This is a genomic window from Nocardioides sp. Soil796 (assembly GCF_001429525.1).
Lineage (GTDB): Bacteria > Actinomycetota > Actinomycetes > Propionibacteriales > Nocardioidaceae > Nocardioides.
Genome location: NZ_LMSQ01000017.1, coordinates 898,842 through 912,302, shown reverse-complemented (window position 1 = coordinate 912,302; position 13,461 = coordinate 898,842). Strand labels below are relative to the sequence as shown.

The 13,461-nt window shown below is 67.6% G+C and carries 14 protein-coding genes; 6 read left to right on the top strand and 8 right to left on the bottom strand.

What is annotated here, in order from left to right; genetic code table 11:
• From ASH02_RS27030 to ASH02_RS11430, 6 genes are all read right to left on the bottom strand, one after another.
• Positions 1–223, bottom strand: a 223-nt coding sequence (locus tag ASH02_RS27030; protein WP_235539024.1) for a hypothetical protein, incomplete at its 3' end; no start/stop codon positions are given.
• 770 nt (positions 224–993) lie between these two features.
• Complete coding sequence (locus tag ASH02_RS11450; protein ID WP_056891031.1) at positions 994–2,049, bottom strand: hypothetical protein; 1,056 nt, start codon at positions 2,047–2,049, stop codon at positions 994–996.
• Positions 2,050–2,296: 247 nt separating this feature from the next.
• The gene (locus ASH02_RS11445) at positions 2,297–3,328 is read right to left on the bottom strand and encodes a hypothetical protein (protein WP_056891030.1); all 1,032 of its coding nucleotides are present in this window, start codon (positions 3,326–3,328) and stop codon (positions 2,297–2,299) included.
• 120 nt (positions 3,329–3,448) lie between these two features.
• Positions 3,449–4,537 (bottom strand): ferredoxin--NADP reductase, encoded by a 1,089-nt coding sequence (locus tag ASH02_RS27380; protein WP_057294774.1) that lies wholly within the window; start codon positions 4,535–4,537, stop codon positions 3,449–3,451.
• On the bottom strand, positions 4,527–4,829 hold the full coding sequence (locus ASH02_RS11435) for a hypothetical protein (RefSeq protein WP_056677774.1): 303 nt from the start codon (positions 4,827–4,829) through the stop codon (positions 4,527–4,529). The genes ASH02_RS27380 and ASH02_RS11435 overlap by 11 nt, the downstream gene beginning before the upstream one ends.
• Positions 4,829–5,998 carry a Rieske 2Fe-2S domain-containing protein gene (locus ASH02_RS11430; RefSeq protein ID WP_056891028.1) on the bottom strand — a complete coding sequence of 390 codons (1,170 nt, stop codon included), beginning with the start codon at positions 5,996–5,998 and terminating at the stop codon, positions 4,829–4,831. Before ASH02_RS11430 ends, ASH02_RS11435 begins: the two co-directional genes overlap by 1 nt.
• Before the next feature lie 56 nt (positions 5,999–6,054).
• Here ASH02_RS11430 and ASH02_RS11425 point away from each other — a divergent pair, with 56 nt between their 5' ends.
• The 4 genes from ASH02_RS11425 to ASH02_RS11410 all read left to right on the top strand — a co-directional run bounded on the left by ASH02_RS11425 (position 6,055) and on the right by ASH02_RS11410 (position 9,473).
• Positions 6,055–7,248 (top strand): acyl-CoA dehydrogenase family protein, encoded by a 1,194-nt coding sequence (locus ASH02_RS11425; protein WP_057294773.1) that lies wholly within the window; start codon positions 6,055–6,057, stop codon positions 7,246–7,248.
• 9 nt (positions 7,249–7,257) lie between these two features.
• The gene (locus ASH02_RS11420) at positions 7,258–8,361 is read left to right on the top strand and encodes an acyl-CoA dehydrogenase family protein (protein ID WP_056891026.1); all 1,104 of its coding nucleotides are present in this window, start codon (positions 7,258–7,260) and stop codon (positions 8,359–8,361) included.
• 83 nt (positions 8,362–8,444) lie between these two features.
• The gene (locus ASH02_RS11415) at positions 8,445–8,822 is read left to right on the top strand and encodes a YdeI/OmpD-associated family protein (RefSeq protein WP_056677762.1); all 378 of its coding nucleotides are present in this window, start codon (positions 8,445–8,447) and stop codon (positions 8,820–8,822) included.
• 210 nt (positions 8,823–9,032) lie between these two features.
• Positions 9,033–9,473, top strand: coding sequence for a PPOX class F420-dependent oxidoreductase (locus ASH02_RS11410; protein ID WP_056677759.1), 441 nt, complete (start codon positions 9,033–9,035; stop codon positions 9,471–9,473).
• Positions 9,474–9,489: 16 nt separating this feature from the next.
• Here ASH02_RS11410 and ASH02_RS11405 read toward each other — a convergent pair whose 3' ends face one another.
• Both ASH02_RS11405 and ASH02_RS11400 read right to left on the bottom strand, forming a co-directional pair.
• Positions 9,490–10,587, bottom strand: coding sequence for an NAD(P)H-dependent flavin oxidoreductase (locus tag ASH02_RS11405; RefSeq protein ID WP_056677756.1), 1,098 nt, complete (start codon positions 10,585–10,587; stop codon positions 9,490–9,492).
• Between the two features lie 8 nt (positions 10,588–10,595).
• A complete protein-coding gene (locus ASH02_RS11400) occupies positions 10,596–12,221 on the bottom strand; it encodes an acyl-CoA synthetase (protein ID WP_056677753.1) in 1,626 nt (541 codons plus the stop codon).
• Between the two features lie 47 nt (positions 12,222–12,268).
• On the opposite strand from ASH02_RS11400, the gene ASH02_RS11395 reads away from it, so the two are divergent.
• Positions 12,269–13,066, top strand: a complete 798-nt coding sequence (locus tag ASH02_RS11395) for a crotonase/enoyl-CoA hydratase family protein (RefSeq protein WP_056677750.1) — start codon at positions 12,269–12,271, stop codon at positions 13,064–13,066.
• Positions 13,067–13,187: 121 nt separating this feature from the next.
• A complete protein-coding gene (locus tag ASH02_RS11390; protein ID WP_056677747.1) occupies positions 13,188–13,439 on the top strand; it encodes a DUF4242 domain-containing protein in 252 nt (83 codons plus the stop codon).
• Positions 13,440–13,461: the final 22 nt, after the last annotated feature.

Below are 13,461 nucleotides of genomic sequence, written 5' to 3'. Positions count from 1 at the left end.
CGTTGTCGGAGCCGTCACCGTTCCCGTCACCGTTCCCGTTGCCGTTCCCGTTGTCGGAGCCGTTCCCGTTGTCGGAGCCGTCACCGTTGCCGTTGTCGGAGCCGTCACCGTTCCCGTTGCCGTTCCCGTTGTCGGAGCCGTCACCGTTCCCGTTGCCGTTCCCGTTGTCGGAGCCGTTTCCGTCATGAGGGCCATTCCCGTCGTCCTCGGGAGTGATCGCCACGCCATTCGGCCCGACCTCTAGCCCGCCAACCCCGTTCAGCGCCAGTTGTCCACGGACAGCCGGAACTGGAGCCCTGTCACCGTGATCCCAGGTCTCGGGAGTGAAGTGAAGACCTCTACCGTCAGCATCAATAACTCCCAAACCTGACACCGCGACGGACCCACTCAGGGCTGGCTCCATGACGTCGCCATCAGTGGAGCCGTCGCCATTGCCGGAACCGTTGTCGGATCCATCANCACCGCCGTTCCCGGAACCGTCACCGTTGTCATGGCCACCGCCGTTCCCGGAACCGTCACCGTCGTCGGACCCACCGCCGCCGTCGGTGCCATCACCGTTGTCGCCATTTCCCGGGCGCGCAAGCGAAGCAAGGACCTCGCGAGTCGCCTCGCCGGTCTTGACCAGCTCGTCTGACCCGGTATGAACAGCTTGCGATCCTGCATCGATCAGAGGCGTCACATCCGGTAGCGCCTTGCAGATGCAATTGCCCTTGTGTGGTTTCTCCACCGTTCCCTCTGGCTGTTGGCCAGTGGGCGCGTTCGTGTCCGCGACCGAGGTCGTGTGGACTGGTGGTCCTTCCGGCGTCCGTTCCTCATCCCCGTGAGCCGTTGCTGCGCCCAAGGCGATGATTCCGGCGGCCATGAAGGACGTGGTTGCTGCCCTTGCCATCCACGTACTCATTGCTCTGCCTCCCTGCTGCAAGTGACTTACACACGCGCTCCGGACGTGACACGTCCAGGCATGGTTGTGCTGCCGCGAACCTGCAGGAAGGTTCAGTCAGGGGCGACGCCCGGCTGGCGACCAGCCGAGCGCGGGACGTCAGAATCCGCGCCTGTGTTGATGCAGTCGGACCCGCCGATGAACGAGATCGCAGCGGGCACGATGGCCGTCATCGCGACACTCGAACCCGCACTGGATCCCCCAGCGGAACCATTGGCACACAGGGCCGTGGCCCCGGCCAGTTGGTCGTTGTCGTGCGAGGCACCTTCGTCAGACCTTGTCTCGGAACCCGCCTTCTGTTGCGGGGAGACGGCCTGAGTGTCGTGCGTGGTTGCGGAGTCGCGTACGACGACCTCGCGAGTCTGGTGGGTCCGAGCAATGGCCTGTGCGCGCACAGTTGTGACGACGGCTCGTTTGCGATCGACGGGCGCCGCGCCCTCTGCGCGAGCTACTGGGGCCACCGCGGGCGAGAGCCCAAGTTTGTTGCTGAGCACTTCGACGCCCACCTGGACCGGCCGCGTCGTCTGCTCGACGAGCGTTTCAACGTTGCGGGTCACCGTCTCGAGATCCCGGACGGCCTGCGTCAGCTGCGAATCCTTGCCAATCACAGGTTCGAGGTCGCGGGCCAGTTGACGTGTCGTCCCGTCGACTGAAGTGATCGCGGGGGTGACTCCGCGTTCGATTCCCTGTGCCACCTTGGTCAAGGTTTCGGACGCGCCCAAATCGTGGGAATTCCCTTGCACAGCAGGCGATTCTGGCTTCACGCGTGCCGGCTTCGAGGTCGTGGCGTCAGGCGCGTCGATGACGGCCGGCGCTGCAGCCTCGGAGGCTTCAGACTGCTCGGGAGTGGCCTGCTTCGCGGGTGCCTCCGCCGGCTCGCTGGACGCCGCCGGCGAGGGCTCCTGCGACTGCTCCGGGACCGGAGTGGAAGGATCTTCCGGCCCAGGCAGCAGAGACTCGTGCCCGGCCCGGTCCTGCGCTGCGTCATCGCGCCCCGGGTCCTGCGCTTCTGAGGCCTGAGCGGGCGAATCACCGTCCGTGTCGTCGGCGTGTGCGCTGGCCATCCCGAAGAAGAACGCGGCCGCCGCGGCGGCCAGAACGAAGCTCAACCGAAGCGCGACCGGGCTCAGCCCGCGCCGCGCTTGGGAGACAACTCGTTCATGATTCGCGTTCATACCGTTCCCCGAGAACTGTTGAACTTGAAAGCCGTACTCTCCAAGTTGTACGCCACGGAGCCGCGTCCGTCCATACCGAGATCAACATGTGTACTCGTTCGCGGCGATTCCGATGCCGTGACGGCGGGGCCACAGAGTGGTCGACGGGTGAGAATCGTCAAGCAGGTAAGGGATCTGGCGTCTAGTCCCTGAATACCACGAAGCCGGCGCTGGACTCGATGTCCTGTGCGCGGACGCACGACGAAGCCAGGGGGCAACGCACCAGATAGGAGCCCGCAGCAGTGTCTCGCGGCCCGAAGATCGCGCCGTTGCCGTCCCAGTCCATCCGGCCGGCAGTCCACGGCGTGGCCGGCTTGAGCGAACGGATCACGGCCCCGGTCCGCAGTCGGCGGACCTGGATGACACCCGTGCTCACTCCCTTGGAGTTCGTGGCGAGTCCCAGCACCCGCTGGCCATCGGGAGAAACCTCAACGGGCTGGAAGCGCAGCTTCCACAGCACGGCCTTCGGGTTCATCAGGTCGCGTGCAGTCGTGTAGCCGTCCTTGACCTTGCGCCACTGGACCCGGCCCTTCAGGTCGGCACCGTCAACGGTTCCGGAGACCACGGTGCGCACACCAGAGCCGAAGGTCCACACGTAGAGCTTCGGCGGGAAGCCCCAGCCACCCAGTCCACCAATCACGGCGCGATTGCCGTCCACGTCGAGGACGTCCACGCCGATCGGGAAGGAACGCTGGGCCAACCGGGTGCCGTCGAGCCTCTTGACGGTCACTGTCACCTGGCTGCCCCACATGTCGGTGTAGGACTCGTAGTAGGTGTCGCCCGAGTCGCTCAGGTCGACGGCCCAGCCGTCGTCGTCGTACAGACAGGTCACCTGGCCGGAGGCACGCGCTGCCGTGCCAGCGGTGTCGATGAACCACATCGTCTGGCGGTAGCAGATGTCTCCACTTCCGTCGTCATCGAGATACTCGCGACTGACCACCGCGAGCCGCCCGTCACTGGTGCGGCCGCGGCCTCCGATCGAGGCGTCGGCAGCGGGGGGCTCGGTGCCCCAGTCGATCGACAGCGCCTGACCGTTGACGTGCAGCGTGCCTCCGTCGAGGTACGGCGCGCGCACGACGGCCGCAGCGGGCGCCTGGTGCGCCACCGCCGGGATCGCCGGAGCGACGACCGTGGCAAATGCGGTGGCGAGGACCGCGAGGATTCGTGTCTTCATCTGTTCCCCCGAACTCGAGACCGATCTCAGCCGAGAGTAACAGGAGTTGGCCTGGTCAGCAGGGGGTGAAATGACCGCGCGACGGCCAGGCGGCAGGTCAGGATGACTCCGCCTGAAGCCTCAGCCGTTGTAGGTGATCCGCAGCTTCTCGGTGACCGGCAGGGACTGACAGGCGAGCCGGATGCCGTCCGCGAGGTCGGTGGCGTCGAGGACCTCGTTGTGCCGCATACGGACCTCCCCTTCGAGCACCATGCAGGCGCAGGCGCTGCAGTTGCCTTCGCGGCAGGAGAACGGCGCGTCGACGCCCTTCTCCTCGAGAAACTCCAGGATCGGCTTGTCGCCCGTGTAGTCGTCGAACTCATAGTGCTGGCCGTCGAGCTCGACCTCGAGGCGCACTGGTCCGACCAGGGCGGAGGGCGCATCGCCGTCCTCGTGGTCGTCGGCGTCAGCCAGCGTGGCCTCGGCCTTCTGAAGCTCCTCGACGTCACCGAACGGGTTGCCGCCCAGCGAGACGAACTTCTCCTGGTGTCGGCGGCCCCGCGGGAACTCCAGCTCACGCAGCGCCAAAGACACGCTCTTCATGAACGGCGCGGGACCACAGCAGAACGCGTCGTATGTCGAGAAGTGCGCGGCGAACGCCTTGAGCTGGTCCTGGGTGGGCAGCCCCTGCACGGTCTCGAGCCAGTGCACGACAACCAGCCTGTCGGGGTGCTCGACGGAGAGGCGTGCCCACTCGTCGGCGAAGATCACGGACTTCTCGTCGCGGTTGGCGTAGAACACCACGATCTTGCCGGCGCCACGCGCGAGCGCCGTCCGCGTGATCGAGATGATCGGCGTGACGCCACTGCCTCCGGCGAACAGCAGCAGGTCGTGGTCGAGGTCGGCGGGCGTGAAGATGCCGCTGGGCGGAAGGACCCGGATCGTGTCGCCGGCCTTGAGGTTGTCGCAGATCCAGTTGGACGCATAGCCCTCGGCGGTCCGCTTGACCGTCACCGTGAGCGGGCCGTCGTCCGCTGGCGAGCTGCTCAGCGAGTAGCACCGCGCGGCCAGGCCGGTCTCGTCACTGGGAACCGCAAGGGTGAGGAACTGCCCGGGCCTGTAGTCGAAGTGGCCTTCGGCCTCAGGGGTGAGGCCGAGCTGCACCGAACAGGCGTCGGCCGTCTCGTCGATGACGCCGAGGACCGGCAGAACGAAGGAGTCAGTATCCATCTTCGGCTCCAATGGGGATCTCACCCTCACGCACGGCAGCTTCGATGGTGCCGAGCAGGCGGGGACAGGCGGTGTGGACGGCGCGGCCGGCGGGCTGCGATGACATGCGGGCAAACTCCTGACACTGGCCCAGCGCCTCATGGTCCCACTGGATGGACGTGTGGTGGTCACTGTTCTTCTTCACACCCACACGCGCCAGACAGTCGAGGCACTGCACCTTTACAAGACGGGCCTGAGTGTACAGTCGCTGGTCCTCGAGAGTCTCCTCGTGTGTCGGGATGAAAGACGGCATCAGGACTCGTCGGGGGACTCGGCGGCCGGACCCGTCGAGACCAGCTCAGCTTCCTCGGCGGCCTTCCGGGCCAGGTTCTCCTCGACTTCGGCGCGCCAGTTCTCGTTGGCCCGCGTGGTGTCGACCTCGAACTCGAAGCGGTCGGTCATCTCGGCCGCCACGTCGACCTTGTCCACGTAGAACTGCTCGTACCAACGCCGCAACTGGTAGACGGGACCGTCCTCCTCACAGAGCAACGGATTCTGGACCGGCGCCTTGTTGAGCCAGATCGCCACGTCCTGCAGGAAGCCGTCACCGAACATGTCGGAATACTTCTTGCCGATGTAGTTCGCGGTCTTCTCGTCGAGCCCCTCGGGCTTCTCGACACAGAGGCCGTACTGCAGCTTGAACGAGTTGGGGCCGGTCGGGATGTGGCAGTTGACCAGGATGACCTTGGTCAGGAAGCCCTTGTAGTCGGTCTCCAGCCAGTTGATCATGTACGCCGGCCCGTAGTAGGTCGCCTCGGACTTGAGGATCAGGTCCTCGTCGCCGTACCCCTCGCCGGCCATGTCAGGTCGCCCGGTGGACTCCATGAACTGCGTCGCCATGTGGCCTTCGAACACGTTGCGGAAGTTCGTCGGGAAGGCGAAGTGGATGTAGAAGAAGTGCGCCATGTCGACGACGTTGTCGACGATCTCCCGACAGTGCGCGTTCGGGACGTCGATGACCTCCCAGGTCCAGTCGGTGTAGCGCTCGGTGCCGATGCCCTCAAGCTCGGGCGGCAGGATCTCCGTGTCGGCGGGACTGCCCTCGACGTCGTGCCACACGAGAACCTGACCGTTGCGGATCACCGTCGGGTAGGTCTGGGTGCGGGCCCGCATCGGCACCCGGCGGGCATAGGGAATGGCCTTGCACTTCCCGTCGCCGCCCCACCGCCAGTCGTGGAACGGGCAGGCGATCTCGTCGCCCTTGACCGTGCCCTGGGTGAGGTCGCCGCCCATGTGCCGGCAGTAGCCGTCGAGCACCTTGATCTCGCCCTGGCTGTCGGCCCAGACGACGAGCTTGCCGCCGAACGCCTCGACCGCGTGCGGCTTGCCGTCCTTGAAGCTGTCGGCCAGGCCCAGGCAGTGCCAGCCGCGGGCGAACCGCTCCGGGACCGTGCCCTTGTCGAGCAGACGGGTGTCACTCATGCGAACTACCTCCAGCGCGTCTGGACCAAAACGAGAACACGTTATAGTTTTACCACATGCGAGTCGCCCTGACACCAGCCCAACAACGCCTTCGCGACGAACTCCGCGACTATTTCGACCAGCTCGTGACGCCTGAGCGTCGCGCGGCCCTGGCGATGGCCACCGGTGAGTTCGGTGACGCCCGGATCTACCGCGAGGTGATCAAGCAGGTCGGCACCGACGGCTGGCTCGGCATCGGCTGGCCCAAGGAGTACGGCGGCCAGGCGCGCTCCATGATCGAGCAGCTGATCTTCACCGACGTCGCCGCCGTCGCCGGCGTCCCCATCCCCTACCTGACGCTCAACACGGTGGGCCCGACGATCATGCGCTACGGCAGCGACGAGCAGAAGGACTACTTCCTCCCGCGGATCCTCGCCGGCGACCTGCACTTCTCCATCGGCTACAGCGAGCCGGGTTCGGGCACAGACCTCGCGTCGTTGAAGACCCGCGCCGTGCGCGAGGCCACTCCTGACGGACGCAGTGAGTGGGTGATCAACGGACAGAAGATGTGGACCTCGCTCATCCAGTACGCCGACTGGATCTGGATGGCCTGCCGCACCGACCCGGATCTCCCCCGCCACAAGGGGCTCTCGATGATCCTGGTCCCGGCCGACTCCCCCGGCTTCTCCTACACGCCGGTCCACACCGTGGCCGGCGTGCACACCAGTGCGACGTACTTCGAGGACGTGCGGGTGCCGGCGTCCAACCTGGTCGGTGAGCTGAACGGCGGCTGGGGCCTGATGACCAACCAGCTCAACCACGAGCGCGTGGCGTTGACCTCGTCGGCGGCCCTGGTGCACTCGATCAAGCTCGTGCGCGAGTGGGCCGCCGAGACCCGCAATCCGGACGGCACGCGGGTGATCGACCAGGAATGGGTGCAGATCCTTCTCGGCCGGGCACACGCCCGCACGGATGCGCTGACCCTGGTCAACTGGAAGCTCGCCTCCGAGATCGACACCTTGTCCCCTGCCGATGCCTCGGCGACGAAGGTCTACGGCTCCGAGCTGGCCACCGAGGTCTACCGCGCGCTGATGGAGATCGTCGGACCGAACGCCGGTATCACCGCGGACTCCCCCGGAGCCGTGATCGCCGGCCGCCTCGAGCGGTACTACCGCTCGTCGCTGGTGATGACCTTCGGCGGCGGCACCAACGAGATCCAGCGCGACATCATCGGCTACGTCGGCCTCGGCCTCCCCGCCGCCAAGCGATAGGACAGCCTCATGGACTTCACCTTCACTCCCGAGCAGGACGAGGCCGCCGCCCTGGCCGCGAAGATCCTCACCGACAAGACCACGCCCGCGCAGATGCGCGCGGTCGAGGAGAAGGGCGACCGCTTCGACCGCGACCTGTGGTCCGCCATGGGCGAGGCCGGGCTGCTCTCCCTCGCCGTCCCCGAGCAGTACGGCGGAGCGGGCCTCGGTCTGGTCGAGCTGACCCGGGTGCTCATCGAGGCCGGACGTCGGGTCGCGCCGGTGCCGCTCGCCGTGCACGGCGCCTGCGCCCTGGTCCTCGCCGAGTGCGGAGCAGACGAGCCGAAGGAGCAGTGGTTGCCGGGTGCGGCAACCGGCACGCACGTGCTCACCGCGGCAGTCGCCGAGGAGCGTGCGCACCTGCCCGCGACCCCCACGACGACGGCGGTCGCTGACGGCGACGGGTTCGCGCTGACCGGGGTCAAGACGATCGTCCGGGCCGGTACGACGGCCGCCCTGTTCCTCGTCACCGCCACTGCACCCGAGGGAGTCGGAGTCTTCCTCGTGCGGCCGGATGACACGGGTGTCACGGTCGCCGCACAACGCACCAGCGATGGCGACGCCGTGGCCCTGGTCTCGTTCGACGGGGCCAGGGGGTTGCTCCTCGGTGCGCTCGACGGCGTGGTCGCCCACCGGCTGGGCCACCTGCTCACTGCGTGCGCCGCCGCCGAGCAGCTCGGCGTCGTGCGTGGAGCGGTGGAGCTGACCGCGGCGTACGCCAAGACGCGTGAACAGTTCGGCCGCCCGATCGGCACTTTCCAGGCCGTGTCGCAGCGCTTGGCCGACGGCTACATCGACGCATTGTTCGACGAGCTCACACTGTGGCAGGCGGTCTGGCGTCTCTCTGAGGGGCTGCCCGCCGACGTCGAGGTGGCCACCGCCAAGCTGTGGGCGGCCGACGCGGGGCACCGGGTCGCGCACACCGCGGTGCACGTGCACGGCGGCCACGGCATCGACCTCGAGGGTGAGGCCCATCGCTACTTCACCGCCGCCAAACGCTTCGAGTTCTCCTTCGGCGGTGCCACCGAGCAGGCGCTGGCCATCGGTCGCCATCTGGCCACGGATCCCGCGTGACCACGGTCGAGGTCACGTGCGGCCGGTCGGTGCGCTCTCACGGTTCCCGCGGAGCGACGTGCCGCGAGCCCTAGGCTGCTGGCATGGACCCGATCGACGGCGAGCCGGTGCTCGACCTGCCTTCGCGTGAGCAGTTCGACGACTGGCTCGAGGCCCAGCCCGCCCAGTCGCGGGCGGTGTGGATTCGTACGGCGAAGAAGTCGTCCGCGCTGGAGTCGGTCACCGAGGACGAAATGGTCGACGTCGGACTGTGCCACGGCTGGATCTCGGCCGTACGCCGACGCTGCGACGACGACACCTATCTCCAGCGCTACACGCGAAGGCGTCCCCGGAGCAGGTGGTCGCGGATCAACATCGCCAAGGTCGAGGACCTCACCGCGCGTGGTCTGATGCGCCCCGGCGGCCGGGCAGAAGTGGACTCGGCGAAGGCCGACGGCCGCTGGGACAACCCCTGGACCTGAGGTGCGCCGCATCGATCCCCGTCGAAGAGGAGTCGGGGCGCTTCTCGGGCCGCACTCGCCGGCACAACGGCTACTACGCCGGCGACTTCAGCGGACCTCGCGGCGACTTCTCGTCCACCCCGACGATGCCCTTCACGCCTCGCTTCGAGCCGTCGAACTGACCACGGCGCCGGGCAGGAATACCCGAAGCGACTCAGGCTTTGTGTCGGCATGGAACTGACACAGGCTCTCGACACCGCCCGTGCGACGCGCGAGGCAATCCTGACCACGGTCCGGCGCGACGGCCGTCCCCAGCAGTCCAACGTGCTGCACACGGTGGACGACGACGGCACCATCCGGATCTCCACCACGGCCGGACGGGCCAAGTTTCGCAACATGGAACGTGAGCCCTGGGTCGCCGTCCACGTGAACGGCGAGACCTTCTTCTCCTACGCGGTGATCGAGGGCGAGGCCGCACTGTCACCGGTCGCCGAGTCTCCGGACGACGCCGTGGTGGACGAGCTCGTCGACATCTACCGTGCACTCGTCGGCGAGCACGACGACTGGGCCGCCTACCGCAAGGCGATGGTCGACGAGGGGCGCGCCGTCGTACGCATCACGCCGAAGCGTGCCTACGGCATGCTCCAGCTTCCCAAGGCCAGCGGGACCTGACGCCGCGCGATCCGGCTCACGCCAGGGACTGCAGCCGCGCCACCGTCTCGTCGTACTCCTTGACCAACGACGCCATCACCTCGGCCACCGGACGCACCTCGTTGGTGCGCCCGACGATCTGGCCCGCCGGCATCGAGATCGTCTCGGGGTCGTCGCCGCGGTTCATCCGGTTGTGGGCGTCGGCGACGAGCAGGTTCTGCAACGGCATCATCAACGGCTCCGGCGCGTCCGGGGCCTCCCAGGCGTCGGTCCACTTCGTCTTCAGGAGACGCGCGGGCTTCCCGGTGTAGACGCGGGTGCGCACCGTGTCGCCCGAACCGGCGGCCAGCAGCGCGTCGCGGATGCCCGTGCCGGCCGACAGGTCGTACTCCTCGACGGTCAGCCAGAGCGAGCCCGTCCAGGCGCCCTGGGCGCCCAGTGCCATGGCGGCGGCCATCTGGCGGCCAGAGCCGATGCCGCCCGCGGCGAGCACAGGGACGTCGGGTCCCACCGCGTCGACGATCTCGGGAGTGAGCACCATGCCGGCGATCTCACCGGTGTGCCCGCCTGCTTCGTAGCCCTGGGCGACGATGATGTCGACGCCGTTGCGCACGTGCGAGAGCGCGTGCTTGGCCGCGCCGGCAAGAGCGGCGACCTTCACCCCCGCGGCATGCGCCTGCTCGATCACGTCGACCGGGGGCGAGCCCAATGCGTTGGCGATCAGCACCGGACGGTGTGACAGCGCCACGTCGACGTGTGAGCGGGCCACGGAATGCAGCCAGCCCAGCACGCCGTCGCGGCCCTCACCCTCCGGAAGAGGCGGTACGCCGAGCTGCTGCAGCGTCCGCTCCACGAATGAGAGGTGCTCCGGCGGAATCATCGCCTTGAGGTCGACCGCCTTGCCTTCGGTGGGCACCTTCATCGGCATCACCACGTCGACGCCGTAGGGCTTGCCGTCGGTGTTGTCGTCGAGCCACGTCAGGGCACGGTCGAGCTCGTCGGCGTCGTTGAACCGCACGGCCCCGAGCACCCCGAGCCCGCCGGCCTTCGAGACTGCCGCCGCCACGTGCTCGGAGGGCGTGAACGCGAAGATCGGGTAGTCGATGCCGAAGAGTTCACACAGGTCGCTGTGCATCGTCGTCCTCAGACCGCTGCCGCGACAGTGGCGCCGGCGAGCTTCTTCGCCCTGGGGTAGTTGGCCTTGCCCGTCGCGTGACGAGGGATCTCGTCGACCAGGGTGACCGAGCGCGGCAGCTTGTAGCCGGAGAGGCTGGTCCGGAGGAACGACCGCAGGCCCTCGAGCTCGGGCGCCGTGCCGGTGCGCGGCTGGATGACTGCGGCCACCTGCTGGCCGTAGCTCTCGTCCGCGATGCCGACGACGAGTACGTCGAACACGTCGGGGTGCGCCTTCAACGCGTTCTCGACCTCTTCGGGGTAGACCTTCTCGCCTCCGGTGTTGATGCAGTTGGAGCCCCGGCCCAGCAACGTGACCTTGTTGTCACCCTCGAGCCGCACGAAGTCGCCGGGCACCGAGTAGCGCGTGCCGTCGACCTCGATGAAGGTCTGCGCGGACTTCACCTCGTCCTTGTAGTAGCCGACCGGGACGCTGCCCGACCGCGCCAGGCGGCCGATCTCGCCGACCTGAGTGGCCGCGTCGAGCACCCGGTTCTTCTCGTCGAGGACGACGGACTCGAGGCCGAGACTGATGATCGCCCCCTCCCCCTTGATGTTGTCCTTGTCCTGGAGGCCGGTGCCCTGGAAGCCGGTCTCGGAGGCCCCGACGGAGTCAGTGAAGAACGTGTTCGGGAAGGCGCCCATCCAGCGTTCCTTCACCGGGCGACTGAAGATCGCGGCACTGCTGGCGACCGCGACCAGCGAGGTGCCGTCGTACGACGAGCGCTCGAACTCCTCGATCAGCGGGCGGGCCATCGCGTCGCCGGTCATGAAGATCAGCTGGACCTTCTCGCGGTCGACGATCTCCCAGACCTCACGCGGGTCGAACTTGGGCGCGAGGATGGTCAGGTGCCCGGCGAAGAGGTGCATCAGCATGGCCGCCTGCGCACCGCCGTGCATGAGCGGCGAGAGCGGGAAGGTGACCATCGGGGCGTTGGCCGCCGCCGACCTGGACTGGTCGAGCTCCTCGAGACGGTTGCCGGCCATGAAGTCGATGCCGCCGCCGAGCACGCGCCAGAAGTCCTCGTGGCGCCACATCACGCCCTTCGGGTAGCCCGTCGTACCACCCGTGTAGACGATGTAGAGGTCGTCGTTGCTGCGCGGTCCGAAGTCGCGGGCGTCGCTCTGGCCCTCGAGTGCCTCGGCCCAGGTGACCCCGCCGTACGACGAGATGTCGGCGTCGTTCGTCGGGTCGGTCGGGTCGACCATCGCGATGAGTGTCGTGAGCTTGTCGTGCTTGGGAGCGACCAGCGAGACCAGGGGCGCGTAGGTGCGCTCGTGCAGCAGGGCAACGAGGTCGGCGTTGTCGAAGAGGTAGTCGAGCTCGCCCTCGACGTAGCGGTAGTTCACGTTGATCGCGACGGCACGGATCTTGAAGATCGCAAGCAGTGCCACGACGTGCTCGACACTGTTCTTGGCGTAGACGCCGACGTGGTCGCCGACGCCGATCCCCTGTGCCTGCAGGTGGTGCGCCAGCTTGTTGGCGGAAGCCTCGAGCTCGGTGTAGTCCACCTTGCGGTCACCGACCTGGATGGCGTGGCGATCGGGGACTGCGTCGACGGCGTGCTCGAAGAGATCAGCGATGTTCAGGGCCATGCCGGAAAGACTAGAACACGTTCTCGTTTCTGACTAGAGTCCTCACCATGACTCGAGAAACGGAACCCCACTGCCTCGTGGAGCAGGTCGGGCACACCCTGGTCGTCACGATGAACCGCCCCGAGAAGCGCAACGCCCTCTCCGGCGAGATGCTCGCACTCATGGAGCAGGCGTGGGACCGGGTGAACGCCGACGACTCCGTGCGCGTGGCCATCCTGACCGGCGCCGGAGGCGCGTTCTGCGCCGGCGCCGATCTCACGGCGATGTCTCAGTCCGCGCCCTCCGACAAGTTCGAGTCCGGCGAGTTCGACCCGTCCGTGATCAAGTCGCTGCTCAAGGGATTCCGCCTCACCAAGCCGCTGATCGCCGCGGTCGAGGGGCCGGCCATCGCCGGCGGCACCGAGATCCTGCAGGCCACCGACATCCGGGTCGCCGGGGAGTCGGCGCGGTTCGGGGTCTCCGAACCCAAGTGGGGCCTCTATCCGCTCGGCGGCTCGGCGGTGCGACTCCCCCGCCAGCTGCCCTACACCGTGGCGGCCGACCTGTTGCTGACCGGGCGCCACATCAAGGCCCCCGAGGCGAAGGAGATCGGGCTGGTGGGACATGTGGTCCCCGACGGCGAGGCGTTGGCCAAGGCCCACGAGCTCGCGGACCTGATCGGTGCCAACGGCCCACTCGCCGTACAGGCGGTGCTCAAGACGATCCGCGACTCCGAAGGCAAGCACGAGGACGACTGCTGGGCCGACGACGCGAAGGTCGGCGCGGCCGTGTTCGCGTCCGACGACGCGAAGGAGGGGCCCCGCGCCTTCGCCGAGAAGCGTCCTCCCCGCTTCCAGGGCCGGTGACCCGGGGATCCCCGCCTGCGCGGTCGGCACCGTTCGTGGCCGCCAGATGCCCCGTTCAGGGGATGCGGCGGCTCACAAGGGGCTCCTAGCCTGAAGCGTCCCTCAACGAAGGAGTACGCCGATGACGCTCTACATGGACGTCCACAACGTCGGTGACGGGGTGACCGTCGACGGTGTGGCCAAAGCCCACGCCGCCGATCTGGCCATCCAGGACCAGCACGGAGTGAACTACCTGAAGTACTGGGTCGACGAGGCCAACGGCAAGATCTTCTGCCTGGTCGACGCACCGGATCCCGAGGCGGCCAACACCGTCCACCGCGAGGCGCACGGGCTCGTCGCCGACGAGATCTACGAGGTGAAGGAAGGGGCCTGACCAAACCGGCCTGCCTCGCGTT